Source organism: Nesterenkonia sandarakina, from assembly GCF_014138825.1.
In the GTDB taxonomy this organism is placed as follows: domain Bacteria; phylum Actinomycetota; class Actinomycetes; order Actinomycetales; family Micrococcaceae; genus Nesterenkonia; species Nesterenkonia sandarakina.
Genome location: NZ_JACJIH010000001.1, coordinates 2,654,717 through 2,670,024, shown reverse-complemented (window position 1 = coordinate 2,670,024; position 15,308 = coordinate 2,654,717). Strand labels below are relative to the sequence as shown.

Sequence of the window (15,308 nt, the reverse complement as noted above, 5' to 3'; positions counted from 1 at the left end):
TGACATCGCATCTGGCGACACAAAAGCCGCAGGGCACGATCCCGGTGATGGATCGCGCCCTGCGGCCGAGGTGTCTCTTACCGCCGAGGCGGAAGAAGCATCAGTTGACGCTGAGGTACATGGTGTTGGACCAGTACGGAGAGTTCAGCGGGTACTGGATGGTGCCCACGCGGGGGTTGTTGGCACCGATGAGCTGGCCGTTGCCGACGTAGATGGCGGCGTGGCTGCCACCGTTCTGGATGACGATGTCGCCCGGGGAGGGCGAGGAGACCTGGCGCATTGAGGCCATCATGCCGTAAGTGGTGCGCGGCAGCGATTCGCCGGCCTGGTTGTAGGCCCAGTTGATGAAGCCGGAGCAGTCCCAACCCGAAGACGGTGAAGTGCCACCGAGGACGTAGGGGTTGCCGAGACCTGCATAGGCGGCGCCCACGATCGAGCCGTTGCCGCCGCTGGAAGCGGCCGGGGCCTCTTCCTGTGCGGGGGAGGTTGAGGCGACCTGGGTGTTGCCCTGCGACTGCTGGCCGGTCTCGGCCTGCTGAGTCTGCTGGCCGGTGTTCTGCTGCTGACCGGTGCCCTGGGACTGCTGGCTGGCGCTCTGCTGCTGGGGCTGCGCGGGGGCGCTGGCCTGCACGGCCTCCTGCTGGGGCGCCTCTGCGGCCTGCTGCACGGGAGCTTCCGGCTCTGCCTGCGGTGCGGCGGGAGCGGTCTGGACCTCTTCCACCACGGGAGCGGGCTCCGGTGCGGGCTCCGGCTCGGGAGCCGGGGTGGAGGTCACCACGGGACGGTCGAAGGAGAGCTGCACGTCCTGCGCGGCGGTCACTGCCACCGAGGAGGTGGTGCTGGCGCGCTCCACGCTGAGACCGGACGCGGTCACGTCCAGGGTGGTGACCTTGGGGGTCTCGATGTCGGTGCCGGCGTTCGCGGCAACTCCCGAGGAGATCACGAGGCCGGAGGCGGCGACGGCGACTGCCGCGCCTCGTCCGACGGTGCCGGCGTTGGATGCCACGGCCTTTGCCAATGAGGGCTTGGCCTGGCGGCGCCGGTCACGGCGTGAGACGAAAGTCATGTCTGTCACTTCTCTGGAAACCTCTCCCTGTAGTTGCGGGACCGCCTGGTGTGAAGTGTGAGCCGGGTAGCTCACGTTCTTCAGGTCTCGATCGACCGCGGTGCCCCGCACCCTGCCTTGCGGTAGTTTTCGTGGAACGGCTCCGGTCAGCGGCAGGAGAAGATCTGACCAGAGGGGCTGCGACTTCGGACATCGGCCGCGAGCACGAGTAAGACGTTATAACAGATCGATAAAATTGTCACGCTCAGGTCACGGTCTGTGCAGAAATCTCCGCGATTCTCCTGCTCCATGGTGCCCGTCAGCAGCCAGCAGACACTGTTAGACAGACTAAAACCGCAGGTCAGAGCGATTTCTAGGCAGATCACGCAAGGTATCGAACGGATCACGGATACTCCGAGATCTGTGACCATGTGCGTCATCTCACCGTGACATTGCCCGGTGCGGGCGCCCCCGGAGTCGCCTCAGGAGGCGGCGGCGTGCTCCACGAAGAGGTGCTGAGCGACCTCCAGCGGCAGCTCCACCTCCACGTCCTCCTCGGATCCGAGGAGGACTTGGAGCATCACGTAGGCCTGGTTCACGCCACGCAGCCGCACTGCGCCGCCGGGGCGCAGGCCGGCCTCGAGCAGCTGCTCCAGGACTTCAGGCTCCATCTGGATGGACTCCGCGAGCCGCTTGAGGATCCAGAGCTGGGAGCTGCTGCCCGCCGGGTCCGCTTCGGCGGCCTGGCGGAGCGTGATCTTGGTCGGCACCGGGGGCTCCTCGTCGAAGACCACTCCGAGCTGGTCCAGACCCGGGATCGGGTTGCCGTAGGGGGATTCCACCGGGGACTGCAGGATCTCCACCAGCCGGCGCTCCACCCGCTCGCTCATCACATGCTCCCAGCGGCAGGCCTCCTCGTGGATGTACTGCCACTCCAGCCCGATCACATCTGAGAGCAGCCGCTCCGCGAGACGATGCTTGCGCATCACCTGCACGGCCAGCTCGCGCCCGGAATCGGTGAACTCCAGCCGGCGGTCCGAGGTGAGCACCAGCAGGCCGTCGCGCTCCATACGAGCCACGGTCTGGGACACCGTCGGACCGGAATGCTCGAGACGTTCAGCGATGCGGGCGCGCAGCGGCACGATGCCCTCTTCCTCGAGGTCGAGGATGGTGCGCAGGTACATCTCAGTGGTGTCGATCAGATCGGTCACGTATGACTCACTCTCCTGCGCCGCGCACTTGATAACGTGAGCTTCGGCGCTGTTCGTCCTGGTGGAAGCAGCTGCTGTACAGCATAGTTCCGCACCGGAACCCCTCGGCAACGACGCTGACCGATGCGACTGTCCAAGAACCCCGTGAGCGCACCGCCTCACCCGATCGAGGAGTCACCATGTCCCAGCGCGTCACCATCCCCCGCGAGCTGCTGCCCCAGGACGGTCGCTTCGGCGCCGGGCCCTCCAAGGTGCGCTCGGCACAGGTCGAGGCGCTCTCCGCCGCAGGCCGTGAGCTGCTGGGCACCTCGCACCGTCAGGCCCCGGTGAAGAACCTGGTCGGCGAGCTGCGCGAGGGCCTGCACAGCTTCTTCGGCGCCCCGGAGGGCTACGAGCTGATCCTCGGCGTGGGAGGATCCACCGCCTTCTGGGACATCGCGTCCTTCTGCCTGGTCGAGCGCAAGGCCCAGCACCTCTCCTTCGGCGAGTTCGGCTCCAAGTTCGCCAAGGCCACCGACAAGGCTCCCTTCCTCGAGGCCTCCAGCATCCTGACCTCCGAGGCCGGCACCCTGCCCGCGCCCTCGGCCGAGGCGGGTGTGGACGCCTACGCCTGGCCGCATAACGAGACCTCCACCGGAGTGGCGGCGCCGGTCAGGCGAGTCGCCGGAGCCGACGACGGCGCGCTGCTGCTCGTCGACGGGACCTCTGCCGCCGGAGGCCTTGCGGTGGACGTCACCGAGACCGATGCCTATTACTTCGGCCCGCAGAAGAACTTCGCCTCGGACGGCGGACTGTGGCTGGCCATGATGTCACCGGCGGCCCTTCAGCGGGCGGAGAAGCTCGCCGCGCAGCGCTGGGTGCCGGACTTCCTGCAGCTGACCACGGCCATCGAGAACTCACGCAAGAACCAGACCTACAACACTCCGGCGCTGGCCACCTTGATCACGCTGAACGAACAGGTCCGCTGGCTCAACGGCAACGGCGGCATGGACTTCGCCGCGGCGCGCACCGCAGACTCTGCGGGTCGGGTCTACGCCTGGGCCGAAGCCCATGACCTGGCCCAACCCTTCGTGACCGATCCGGCGGAGCGCTCGAACGTGATCACCACGGTGGACTTCGCCGAGGAGGTCGATGCCGCAGAGCTGGCTCAGACGCTGCGCGCCAACGGGATCGTCGACGTCGAGCCGTACCGCAAGCTCGGGCGCAATCAGCTGCGCATCGCGACCTTCACGGCCATCGAGCCCGAGGACATCACCGCCCTGCTGAACTGCATCGACCACGTGCTGAGGCACTGAGCCAACGGGGCCGGGCGCCCGGGCTGCTCCAGGACCGGATCGGGCTCGAGCAGCCCAGGGCCGGACTGGATCAGCTCCGCGCCCGGTTGAGGCCGGAGCGGGTCCGCGCCCGGTTGAGGCCGGAGCGGGTCCGCGCCCGGTTGAGGCCGGATCAGCTCCGTTCGGAGTCGGCCTGCTCAGCCTGGTGGGCCTGCTTCTCCTCGTCGTTCATCCGCTCCAGCCACGGGACCCATGGGGGCGCGATCAGCGCCTGATCCCCAGGCAGCAGACCGATCTCGCAGACCGTGACCTTCTTGGCGCGAGGCGCTCGGGCCACGGTGACGAACCATTCCCAGCCCCGGTATCCGGGCTTGTCCGCGGCGAAGCGGTGCGTGAGCAGCCGATCCTCCTCTGCGCTGACCCCGAGGTGGTCCCCCACCTGTTCGGGGGCGGCGATCTCGTGGAGCGCCTCATGGGCAAGCTCCACGGCCGCGGAGAGCACCGGGTCCACCTTCGGCTTCCCGGGGCGCCGCTTGCGCGCCACCGGCTCTGCGGGTGCAGGCGTGGCGGGCGCATCGGTCGACCCCGAGCCGGACTGCTCAGGGCTCGACTGCTCCGAGTCGGACTGCTCAGGGCTGGACTGTTCACTCATCAGGCATCAAACTCGTCGGCCACGCGGCGCAGCATGGCGGCGATCTTCTTCGACTGCGCGGTCTGCGGGTAGTGCCCGTTGCGCAGCGCTCCGGTGGAGTTGTCCAAGACGTTCACCAGGTCCTGGACCAGCTCCGCCATCTCATCGGCGGGCTTGCGCGTGGCACGGGCCACGGAAGGGGCCTCCTCGAGCAGGCGCACGGAAAGCGCCTGCTTGCCCCGCCTGCCGTCGGCGATCCCGTATTCCATGCGAGCGCCTGCTTTGACGCTGGGCACTCCCGCCGGCAGGGCAGAAGAGTGCAGGAACACTTCCTGGCCGTCATCTGAAGTCAGGAATCCGAAGCCCTTCTCGGCGTCGAACCACTTCACTTTCCCGGTTGGCACGGTGTTCTTACCTCATGAATCGCTGTAGACGGATGCTGATGATCAAGGCCTCTAGAGTACCGCCGTCCACGCCTGAGCCCGAACTTCGGCCCCGGACTCACAGGCCCGCGCGCTAGAATCGGGGCATGTCTCCAACCACGACCGCCGTTCACGGCTCGGATCGGCGCCGCACTTCCCGCCCCGGTCAGGCGCTGCTGTGGTCCGGAGTGGTGATCACCGCACTCTCCGGGATCGCGCTGCTGGTGATCCTGAGCCTGTACTTCATGCAGGCCGATCCACATCCTGTGTTCTACGGCCTCGCCCTGTGGGGCTTCCCGCTGGGATTCGCGCTGCTGGTCGGCTTCCTGCTGCTCTCGGTGAATCGGCGCCGCCGCGGCACCGGCATCGGCTGAAGTGTCGCTGCTCAGCCTGGAAGCTCTGCTGGAGCGCCTCGAGACCTGGGACCAGGATCGACTGGCCGCACTGCTGCGACTGCGCCCGGACCTGCTGCAGCCCAGTCCCGGGGATCTGACCACCCTGTCTGTCCGGGCCGGCTCCGAGTCCAGCATCCGCCAGCACCTGCAGCGCCTGGACGCACCGACGCTGCGCGCGGCCACCGAACTCTCGCGCGCGGCGACGCAGTCAGGGCCTGAGGCCGAGGTGGACCCGGCCGAGCGCGCCGCACTGGACGCCGCAGGACTGTTCTTCGACGAGCCCGCAGCGTCCGAGGGTGCAGGCGAATCCGCCGGGCACTCCGTCCCTCATGCCTCTGAGTCGGCAGAGGTGGCGACCCCGGCGCGGGTGCCACACATCATCGACTCCCTGCTGGCGCACCTGCCGCAGCTCACCGACAGCCTCGTCGCGCAGAGCCCCGCCGCACCGACCCCGGCCGGAAGCTCGACCGGGGTCTCCGCCGCCGTGCTTGAGAACGCCTCCCTGGCAGCGATCTCGGAGCTGCTCGACGACGTGGCGGAGCTGCTCTCGCTGCTCGCCGACTCCCCCGCCGCGACCCTGCGCACCGGCGGGGTGGGCATGCGTGAGCTGCGGAGGATCGCCGCGGCGTCTGCCCGCTGGGGGGCTCCCAGCTCTGGGCAGCGCGGACGCCCCAGCTCCAGCCTCGGAGCCGGTGCAGGAAGCGATGCCGGCGTCGGTGAGATCGGATGGCTCTTGGAGCTCCTGGCCGCATCCGGACTCATCGAGCTCACCGACGCTCAGGCCTGGTCCCCGACCCGGCTGGCTGAGCAGTTCAGCGCCGCGGCGCGGCACCATCAGCACCAGCTGCTGGTCTCCGGGTGGCTGCTGGCGCCGCGCGCGCCGATGCTGCTGCGCGGACCGCACCCCACGAGCCGGATCGCCCCGACCCTGGGGTTGGACCGGCAGCGCGGAGATGCCGAACGGCTGCGCCGGACGCTGCTGAGCACCGCCGGGACGCTCAGCGCAGAGGCCGCCGATCCGGGGGCGGTCCTCTACGCGCTGAACCTGCCCGAGGATGATCTCCCCGGGCCCGATGCGCTCAGCGGCGCGCTGCCGCAACGACTCCAGTGGGAGCGCCCGCTGATGAGCGCGCGCGTGGCCCACTTGATGCCGTGGCTGGTGCGCGAGGCCGAACGCCTGGGCCTCTTCGCCGTAGGCGCCCTCAGCCTCGCAGGAGCCGCGCTGCTCAAGGGCGCCGCAGCGGATGGCTCTGCAGAGGGTGCGGCGCCGGAGGCACCCGCGCCACGACCACCGATGACCGGATCAGACTGGCGAGCGGGGCTGAGCAGCCTCGCCGAGCAGCTGGCCTCTGCCATGCCGGCCCAGGTGGACACGATCCTGCTGCAATCGGATCTCACCGCGATCGCCACCGGTGCGCTCTCCCCCGCCAGTGCCGCGGCGCTGGCGGACTTCGGTGAACGTGAGGGACACGGCTCGGTGCCGACCTTCCGGTTCAGCCCCGATTCGCTGCACCGCGGGCTCGGCAGAGGGTGGACCGAAGCGGAGATCCTTGACTGGCTTCAGACGCACAGCCTCACCGATGTGCCCGCCCCGCTGCGGACCCAGATCCAGGACGCCGCCCGCACCTGGCGCGGGGTCCTGATCGGTGAGGCCGGCGCCTGGCTGCGCGTCTCGGATCCCGCGCAGCGCGAAGCCCTGCTCGAGGACCCGGTGCTGCGCGACCTCGGACTGCGCGTGATCAGCGAGGACACCATGATCTGCCGCGCCTCCCCGGCCGCACTTCACAAGGCCCTGCAGGAGGCGGGATTCAACACCGCACGCGAGACCCCGACCGACCCCGGCCCGACCCGAGGCGGATCCCCCGCGGCCTCTGCGCAGCACACCGCCTCCTGGTCGCTGGAGGCCTCCCCCTGGGAGCACTCCCCGGTGCACAGCAGCAGTGCAGAACCCGGCCAGGTGGACGAGTCGCTGGTGCACTCCACCGCCGCCGCGCTGCTCAAGGCCGGACGCGCCGCGCCCTCCTCCTCCGCCTCAGCCGCCGCCCAGGACGTCATCGGGGTCCTGCGCTCGGCGCTGGCCGCGCGGCGCGAGGTGCGGCTGACCAGGGTCTCTCCGCAGGGCAGCACGCACCGACTCACCGGGGTTCCCACCGGGATGAACGCCGGCAGGGTCCGGATCAGGGTGCGCGAGGACGACGGCGAGGCTACGGTGATGCTGCACCGGATCGCCGCCGTCGAGGAGACCTCTGCGGCGACTGCGGCGGAGCACAGGAGCACTAGCGAGGAGAGCAATGGCTGATGGACCGCTGATCGTGCAGTCGGACAAGACCGTGCTGCTGGAGGTCGATCACCCGCAGGCCGACTCTGCTCGCCGGGCGGTGGCCGCCTTCGCCGACCTGGAGCGCGCGCCGGAGCATATCCACACCTACCGGATCACCCCGCTGGGGCTCTGGAACGCCCGCGCCGCCGGCTTCGACGCCGAGTACGTGGTGGACACCCTGCTGAACCATTCCCGGTTCCCGGTGCCACACTCGCTGCTGGTGGACATCGCAGAGACCATGAGTCGCTACGGGCGGCTGCGCCTGGAGAAGGACCCGGTGCATGGGTTGGTGCTGCGCAGCCAGGAGCCGGAGATCCTCAGCGAGGTGCTCCACGCCAAGACGCTGACCTCCCTGCTCGGTCCCGAGATCGATGAGACCACCGTGGCGGTGCACGGCCAGGCCCGCGGCGAGCTGAAGCAGCAGCTGCTGCGGCTGGGCTGGCCGGCAGAGGATCTCGCCGGTTTCGTCGACGGCACCGCTCATCCGATCGCGCTGCGTCAGGACGGCTGGGCGCTGCGCGGGTACCAGCAGGAGGCGGTGGACAACTTCTGGCAGGCGGGCTCCGGCGTCGTCGTGCTGCCCTGTGGCGCGGGCAAGACGCTGGTGGGCGCGGCCGCGATGGCCACCTCGGGGACCATCACCTTGATCCTGGTGAACTCCACGGTCTCGGCGCGGCAGTGGAAGGACGAGCTGCTCAGGCGCACCTCGCTGACCAAGGAGGAGATCGGCGAGTACTCCGGGGCCAGGAAGCAGGTCCGCCCGGTGACCATCGCCACCTACCAGGTGCTGGCCTCCCGGCGGCATGAGCTGTTCACCCACCTGGAGCTGCTCAACGGCCACGACTGGGGACTGATCATCTACGACGAGGTCCACCTGCTGCCCGCCCCGATCTTCCGGATGACCGCAGACCTGCAGGCCCGCCGCAGGCTCGGACTGACCGCGACCCTGGTCCGCGAGGACGGCCGGGAGCGTGAGGTGTTCTCCCTGATCGGACCGAAACGCTATGACACGCCCTGGAAGCAGATGGAGGCTCAGGGCTGGATCGCCCCGGCGACCTGCATCGAGGTGCGCACCGACATGCCGCGCAGCCTGCGGATGGAGTACGCCTCTGCCGCGGACAAGGAGCGCCACCGGCTCGCCGCCGGCGCCGAGGTCAAGGACGCCGTCGTCGCCCGGCTGGTGGCCCGGCACCGGTACCGCGGTGAGCAGGTCCTGGTGATCGGCCAGTTCGTGGACCAGCTGCAACGCCTGGGAGAACAGCTCGGTGCCCCGGTGCTCACCGGCTCCGCCTCCGTCGCCGCACGCCAGAAGCAGTTCGACGCCTTCCGCGCCGGCGAGCTCGAGGTGCTCGTGGTCTCAAAGATCGCGAACTTCTCCATCGACCTGCCCCAGGCCTCAGTGGCGATCCAGGTCTCGGGAACCTTCGGGTCCCGGCAGGAGGAGGCACAGCGCCTGGGTCGGCTGCTGCGCCCCGGTGAGTCCGCCGACGGCGAGGACCCCAAGCGCGCGCACTTCTACTCCGTGGTCACCCGCGACACCGTGGACATGGAGTACGCGGCCAAGCGCCAACGGTTCCTCTCCGAGCAGGGTTACGGGTACTCCATCCTGGACGCCGAAGACATCGTCTGAGCACCCCGGGCAGCCGTGGCGCGTCCCCACCGCAGGCATGGACCACTACGTCACCGCGCAGCCAGGTAACGTCCAGCGAGTTTCCAGGAGTGAGGAGCATCCTGGACGGGTGAGTGAGAAAACCCCTGAAGCCAAGCTGCTCGTCGTCGACGACGAGCCCAACATCCGCGAGCTGTTGGCCACCTCGCTGCGGTTCGCCGGATTCGAGGTCGCCGCGGCCGGCAACGGTCGAGAGGCGCTGGAGATCGCCGAAGAGTTCCAGCCCGACCTCGCCGTCCTGGACGTGATGCTCCCGGACATGGACGGCTTCACCGTCACCCGTCGGCTGCGCGCCGCGGGCAAACACTTCCCGGTGCTCTTCCTCACCGCTCGCGACGACACCGATGACAAGATCACCGGCCTCACCGTGGGCGGAGACGACTACGTCACCAAGCCCTTCTCCCTGGATGAGGTCGTCGCCCGGATCCGGGCAGTGCTGCGCCGGACCGCTCCCTTCGAGGACGAGGACGCCGTGATCATGGTCGACAACCTCGAGCTCGACGACGACGCCCACGAGGTCCGTCGCGGAGGCGAGATGGTGGAGCTCTCCCCCACCGAGTTCAAGCTGCTGCGCTACCTGATGATGAACCCCAACCGGGTGCTCTCCAAGCAGCAGATCCTGGATCATGTCTGGGAGTACAACTTCAACGGCGACGCCTCCATCGTGGAGTCCTATATCTCCTACCTGCGCCGGAAGATCGACTCCGGCTCCGAGGGAGCTCCGATGATCCAGACCAAGCGCGGGGTCGGCTATGTGCTCCAGACCTGGGAGCGCCGTCAGCGCTCGCAGGGGCTGTAACAGACTGCCCGGACCCGTCGCGGCCTCCACCCCGATACGCCGCTGCGCGTAAGGTCTGAGTATGCGCCCGATGAGCTCCGCCACCCAGACCTGGCGCAAGGCGTCGCTGCGGACCCAGCTGGTGCTGATCATGTCCGGGCTGCTGGTGCTGACCCTGTTCGTGACCACCTTCGTCTCGGCCTCGCTGTTCCGCCAGGAGCTGCTGCGCAACCTCGACGAGGACATCTACGCCAACGCGAACAACGTCTCGATGTTCCTCACCCGGCGCAGCGACCCGGAGATCGGGGACACTCAGTCCATCCTGCGGTTCTACGGGATCCTGATGGATTCCGACGGCGAGCTGCTGCAGTCCAACTCCACCCACCCGGCCGACTGGGGCGGGGACATCCCGGAGATCCCCAGCATGACCTTCGACGAGGTCTTCGAGCTCTGGCAGAACGGTGAGCACCTCGACGTCGCCGGCACCCAGGAGGGCTCCCGGGGCTGGCGCGTGCACGTGATGCCGCTGGAGAACGGCGAGAACAGCCTGGCGGTGGCGCTGCCGCTGGAACAGGTGGAGACCTCGGTGGAGCGCGCCACCTTCCTGGTGGCGACCATCGGGCTGATGGCCACGCTCGGGGCCTCCACCATCGCCTACGCCCTGGTCACCCGAGCCTTCCGCTCGCTGTTCCATGTGGAGAAGACCGCCGCGGAGATCGCCGGCGGGGACTTCTCCAAACGTGTCGAGACCACCGCACCCGCGGACACCGAGATCGGCAGGCTCTCCCGTTCGCTGAACGTGATGCTGGAACAGATCGAGACCTCCTTCCAGGCCAAGAGCGCCTCGGAGGAGAACATGCGGCGCTTCATCCAGGACGCCTCCCATGAGCTACGCACCCCCTTGGTCACCATCCGCGGCTTCTCCGAGCTCTACCGGCAGGGCGGGGTCAGTGACAACCCCGAGGCGGTGGGGATGGCCATGGGCCGGATCGAGTCCGAGGCCAAACGGATGGGACAGCTGGTCGAAGACATGCTCACCCTGGCCCGGCTCGATGAGCAGCGTCCGCTGCAGAAGGCTCCGCTGGACCTGAACCTGATCGCTCACGACGCGATCATGGACCTGGCGGTCAACGCCCCGGACCGCGAGACCCGGGTCACCGGGCTCGACGGCGGCGCCCCGGCCCCGGCCCCGGCCGTGGGCGACGAGGGCAAGATCCGCCAGATCGTGACGAACCTGGTCACCAACGCGCTGCGCTACACGCCGCCGGGGACTCAGCTGGAGATCGCAGTGGGCACCCAAGAGCGCACCGACTCACAGATCGACGCCGTCCTGGAGGTCCGCGACCACGGCGACGGCATCTCCGAGGAGGACGCCACGAAGATCTTCGAGCGCTTCTACCGGGCAGACAACTCACGTCAGCGGGGAACCGGCGGCACCGGCCTGGGTCTGGCGATCTGTGCCGCGATCGCGGCCCAGCACCAGGGCACCGTCCGGCACAGTCCCACTCCGGGCGGCGGCGCCACGATGACGCTGCGGCTGCCCATGGTGGCCCTCGACGACCAGAGCGACCACGAGACCGACATCGACGAGGAGGAGCTGGACCAGCTCCGCGCCGCCGCCAGGGAACACCACACCCCCGACTGAGCCAGCGCGCCTCCGGCCGGTCTGCCCCGGCTCGGTCTGCCTCGGCTGGTCTGCTGTGCTGCTCCATCACGGTCTGCCCCAGCCCGTTCTGCGCCTGGCGCCCCAGGCCGTGGTTCCACAGCGGAAGCTGCAGCGCCCGATGCGTGTTCAGCCCTCGGTAGCGTCCTGTGCCATCGGCGGGGCAGCGGGTCCCGCCTGATCCCTGCTACGCACCGGCTGGACCGGTCACCCGAGGAGAGAACTATGGCACTGCTACAGATCGACACCGCCGAGCTGCTCGCCAAGAGCCAGACCGTGGAGGCCACGCTGGGCCGCATCCAGAGCGATGTCAGCTCGATGGAGTCTCAGCTGCGTCAGCTGCAGGACTCCTGGAAGGGCTCGGCGTCCACGGCCTTCCAAGAAGTGCTCACGCAGTGGCGCGCCACCCAGGTTCAGGTGGAGCAGTCCCTGGCCAGCGTGCGCCAGGCGATGGCCTCGGCCTCCAGCCAGTACGAGGAGACCGAATCGGCGAACACCCGGATGTTCGGCCACTGAGCAACGTTACGGGGCAAGGTCACTGGGCAAGGTCACCGGGCACCCTCGCTGGGCAACCTGTCAGGGCAACCTGGCGGGGCAGACGAAGAACCCCGCCACAGACCAGGTCTGTGGCGGGGTTCTCAGCTAGCGACGGTGCGCGAGGGATCAGCTGCTCAGCTGATCACATCATGCCGCCCATGCCGCCCATCGGGTCCATGCCCTCGGCGCCGGCGCCGGCAGCGTGCTTCTCCGGCTTGTCGGCGACGACGGCCTCGGTGGTCAGGAACAGCGAGGCGATGGAGGCGGCGTTCTGCAGCGCAGAGCGGGTCACCTTCACCGGATCGTTGACGCCTGCTTCCAGGAGGTCCTCGTAGACACCGGTGGCGGCGTTGAGGCCGTGGCCGTCGGGCAGGCCGCGGACCTTCTCGGCCACCACTCCGGCCTCCATGCCGGCGTTGATGGCGATCTGCTTCAGCGGGGCCTCCACGGCGAACTTCACGATGTTCGCGCCGGTCGCCTCGTCTCCGCTGAGCTCCAGGGCCGCGAAGGCGCGGGCGCCGGCCTGGATCAGGGCCACGCCGCCGCCGGCGACGATTCCCTCATCCACAGCGGCCTTGGCGTTGCGTACGGCATCTTCGATGCGGTGCTTGCGCTCCTTGAGCTCGACCTCGGTGGCGGCACCGGCCTTGATGACGGCCACGCCGCCGGCCAGCTTGGCCAGGCGCTCCTGCAGCTTCTCGCGGTCGTAGTCCGAGTCGGAGTTCTCGATCTCGGCCTTGATCTGGGCCACGCGACCGGAGATCTCGTCGGCCTCGCCGGCACCTTCGACGATGGTGGTCTCGTCCTTGGTGACAACGACCTTGCGGGCGGTGCCCAGCAGCTCCAGGGTGGTGTTCTCCAGCTTCAGGCCGACCTCTTCGGCGATGACCTGTCCACCGGTGAGGATGGCGATGTCAGCCAGCATGGCCTTGCGGCGGTCACCGAATCCGGGGGCCTTCACGGCCACGGACTTGAAGGTGCCCTTGAGCTTGTTGACGACCAGCGCTGCCAGGGCCTCGCCCTCGACGTCTTCGGCGATGACCAGCAGCGGCTTGCCGGACTGCATGACCTGCTCGAGGACGCCGATGACGTCCTTGACCGAGGAGATCTTGGAGTTCGCGATCAGGATGTAGGGGTCCTCCAGGACGGCTTCCTGGCGCTCGGCGTCGGTGACGAAGTACCCGGAGAGGTAGCCCTTGTCGAAGCGCATGCCCTCGGTGAGCTCGAGCTCCAGACCGAAGGTGTTGGACTCCTCGACGGTGATGACGCCTTCCTTGCCGACCTTGTCCAGTGCCTGCGCGATCAGTGCGCCGATCTGGGGGTCTGCGGCGGAGATGGAGGCGGTGGCGGCGATCTGCTCGGTGGTCTCGATCTCCTTGGCCGACTTGAACAGCTCGGCGGTGACGGCCTCCACGGCCTTGTCGATGCCGCGCTTGAGCGCCATCGGATCGGCACCGGCCGCGACGTTGCGCAGACCCTCTTTGACCAGGGCCTGGGCGAGGACGGTGGCAGTGGTGGTGCCGTCGCCGGCGACGTCGTCGGTCTTCTTGGCGACCTCCTTGACCAGCTCGGCGCCGATCTTCTCGTAGGGGTCCTCCAGCGTGATCTCCTTGGCGATGGAGACACCGTCGTTGGTGATCGTGGGGGCACCCCAGGACTTCTCCAGCACGACGTTGCGGCCGCGGGGGCCCAAGGTGACCTTCACGGCATCGGCGAGGACGTTCAGTCCCCGCTCGAGGCCGCGGCGGGCCTCTTCATCGAATGCAATAGTCTTTGCCATAGTGGCGCGTGTCCTTCCTGGACTCGGCTTGTCTCAAGCCGTGGTGTGTGACTGTCAGACGTGTTCGCGTCTGCTGGGTCGAACCATTCCAGGTGCCCGCGACGGACGGCCGTTCCCGCGTCACCGGGAACATCTGTATGGCCTCACCTGCTCAGGTTCCTCTAGCAGTCTCGACACGAGAGTGCTAAACCAATTTTTAGCACTCTGACCTATCGAGTGCAAACCTCTGCGCCGAGGGCGGATCCGGCCTCCCCCGGCGGACCGCAGGCCACCGCCGGAACCACCACCGGCAACTGCGGTCCGCTCCCCGAGTGCGGGACCGGCCTGCGCAGCTGATCTCCCAGTCGCCGGGCACGCAGACGGTACCCTTGAGGCGTGATGGAGCATAGAGATTCAGGCGTCGCCGCCGCGTACCAGGTCCGCCCGATTAGCACCCAGGAGCACACCCGCTTCCTCGCTGATCACAAGACCGCATCCTTCCTGCAGAACCCGCGCTGGCCCGCGGTGAAGAAGGAGTGGCAGGCGCAGAGCCTCGGAGTCTTCGAGTCCGGATCGGGCTCCGACGCCTCGCCGGTGGCCGCGGCGCTGGTGCTCTTCCGGCGACTCCCCATCCCCGCAGCGGTGCCGCTGCTCGGAGGAAGGAAGCTCGCCTATATGGCCGAGGGCCCGGTGATGGACCCGGCGGCCGCAGATCTGGAACAGCTCCTGCCGCCGCTGATCGATCATCTGAAGTCCTCCGGTGCGTTCCTGATCCGCATGGGTCTGCCCTCGGTGCTGCGCCGCTGGGAGGCCAAGGAGGTCCGCCGGGCACTCGCCGCCGGGGAGAACACCAGCATCGAGGAGCTCGAAGAGCTCGAGGTCGACCCGGCCGGCGCCGCCCAGGCCCGCCAGTGGCAGGAGCAGCTGCGCAGCCTGGGATTCAAGGCCCCCGCGCCGAGCACCGACTTCGAAGCCGGACAGCCGCAGTTCCAGGCTCGGATCCCGCTCACCGATCCCTCAGGCGCTCAGCTGCCGATCGATGAGGTGCTGGCCCGGATGGATCAGTCCTCACGCCGGCAGACCAAGAAGTCCACCCGCTCGGAGCTGACGGTGAGCGTCGGTGCCGAATCTGACCTTCAGGCCTGGCACACGCTCTACTCGGAGACCGCCGAGCGGGATGACTTCACCGGTCGGCCGCTGAGCTACTTCCAGGACATGTACCGGGAGCTCAACGCCTCCCCGTTGAGCGAGTGCACGCTCTACCTGGCGCACTTCGAGGATCAGCTGCTCGCCGCGGCGATCTATGTCCGGCAGGGCGAGTTCGCCTGGTACGTCTATGGGGCCTCCTCCGCTCAGGAGCGCAAGCGCTACGCGCCGCGGGCGCTGCAGCTGCGCCAGATCGAGGACTCCCTCGCCGCGGGCTGCCAGTTCTATGACCTCGGTGGGCTCAGCCCGTCACTGGACCCGGAGTACCCGCTGGCCGGGCTGACCCGGTTCAAGACCACGATGGGCGCCGATGTGGTGCAGACCCTCGGTGAGTGGGACTACGAGGTCAACCCGCTGCTGGCGAAGGCGTTCAACCTCTACATGTCGCGGCGCTGAGC

General features: G+C 68.5%; 13 protein-coding genes. 8 read left to right on the top strand and 5 right to left on the bottom strand.

Annotated features, from left to right (window positions below; translation table 11 throughout):
* Positions 1–100 precede the first annotated feature (100 nt).
* Complete coding sequence (locus HNR24_RS14165; RefSeq protein ID WP_259392455.1) at positions 101–1,066, bottom strand: C40 family peptidase; 966 nt, start codon at positions 1,064–1,066, stop codon at positions 101–103.
* Positions 1,067–1,527: 461 nt separating this feature from the next.
* Positions 1,528–2,256, bottom strand: a complete 729-nt coding sequence (locus tag HNR24_RS12160; protein WP_058887630.1) for an iron-dependent transcriptional repressor DtxR — start codon at positions 2,254–2,256, stop codon at positions 1,528–1,530.
* Positions 2,257–2,435: 179 nt separating this feature from the next.
* On the opposite strand from HNR24_RS12160, the gene serC reads away from it, so the two are divergent.
* Positions 2,436–3,551 (top strand): phosphoserine transaminase, encoded by a 1,116-nt coding sequence (gene serC, locus HNR24_RS12155; RefSeq protein WP_058887631.1) that lies wholly within the window; start codon positions 2,436–2,438, stop codon positions 3,549–3,551.
* Between the two features lie 151 nt (positions 3,552–3,702).
* Here the strand turns inward: serC and HNR24_RS12150 are convergent, their stop codons facing one another.
* Both HNR24_RS12150 and HNR24_RS12145 read right to left on the bottom strand, forming a co-directional pair.
* Positions 3,703–4,182 (bottom strand): DUF3027 domain-containing protein, encoded by a 480-nt coding sequence (locus tag HNR24_RS12150; RefSeq protein WP_058887632.1) that lies wholly within the window; start codon positions 4,180–4,182, stop codon positions 3,703–3,705.
* The gene (locus HNR24_RS12145) at positions 4,182–4,565 is read right to left on the bottom strand and encodes a cold-shock protein (protein WP_058887633.1); all 384 of its coding nucleotides are present in this window, start codon (positions 4,563–4,565) and stop codon (positions 4,182–4,184) included. Before HNR24_RS12145 ends, HNR24_RS12150 begins: the two co-directional genes overlap by 1 nt.
* A 125-nt stretch (positions 4,566–4,690) precedes the next feature.
* Between HNR24_RS12145 and HNR24_RS12140 the strand changes: the two genes are divergently transcribed.
* The 6 genes from HNR24_RS12140 to HNR24_RS12115 all read left to right on the top strand — a co-directional run bounded on the left by HNR24_RS12140 (position 4,691) and on the right by HNR24_RS12115 (position 11,924).
* The gene (locus tag HNR24_RS12140) at positions 4,691–4,957 is read left to right on the top strand and encodes a hypothetical protein (RefSeq protein WP_058887634.1); all 267 of its coding nucleotides are present in this window, start codon (positions 4,691–4,693) and stop codon (positions 4,955–4,957) included.
* A 1-nt stretch (position 4,958) separates the two neighbouring features.
* Positions 4,959–7,277 (top strand): helicase-associated domain-containing protein, encoded by a 2,319-nt coding sequence (locus HNR24_RS12135; protein WP_058887635.1) that lies wholly within the window; start codon positions 4,959–4,961, stop codon positions 7,275–7,277.
* Entirely contained in the window at positions 7,270–8,928 is a 1,659-nt protein-coding gene (locus HNR24_RS12130) for a DNA repair helicase XPB (RefSeq protein WP_058887636.1), read from the top strand. Before HNR24_RS12135 ends, HNR24_RS12130 begins: the two co-directional genes overlap by 8 nt.
* Before the next feature lie 109 nt (positions 8,929–9,037).
* On the top strand, positions 9,038–9,766 hold the full coding sequence (locus HNR24_RS12125; RefSeq protein ID WP_058887637.1) for a response regulator transcription factor: 729 nt from the start codon (positions 9,038–9,040) through the stop codon (positions 9,764–9,766).
* A gap of 70 nt (positions 9,767–9,836) precedes the next feature.
* The gene (locus HNR24_RS12120; protein WP_182495899.1) at positions 9,837–11,390 is read left to right on the top strand and encodes a sensor histidine kinase; all 1,554 of its coding nucleotides are present in this window, start codon (positions 9,837–9,839) and stop codon (positions 11,388–11,390) included.
* Between the two features lie 243 nt (positions 11,391–11,633).
* Positions 11,634–11,924, top strand: a complete 291-nt coding sequence (locus tag HNR24_RS12115; protein WP_058887638.1) for a WXG100 family type VII secretion target — start codon at positions 11,634–11,636, stop codon at positions 11,922–11,924.
* 163 nt (positions 11,925–12,087) lie between these two features.
* On the opposite strand, the gene groL is transcribed toward HNR24_RS12115, so the two are convergent.
* Positions 12,088–13,725, bottom strand: coding sequence for a chaperonin GroEL (groL, locus tag HNR24_RS12110; protein WP_058887639.1), 1,638 nt, complete (start codon positions 13,723–13,725; stop codon positions 12,088–12,090).
* Between the two features lie 378 nt (positions 13,726–14,103).
* On the opposite strand from groL, the gene HNR24_RS12105 reads away from it, so the two are divergent.
* Positions 14,104–15,306, top strand: a complete 1,203-nt coding sequence (locus HNR24_RS12105) for a lipid II:glycine glycyltransferase FemX (protein ID WP_058887640.1) — start codon at positions 14,104–14,106, stop codon at positions 15,304–15,306.
* Positions 15,307–15,308 lie beyond the last annotated feature (2 nt).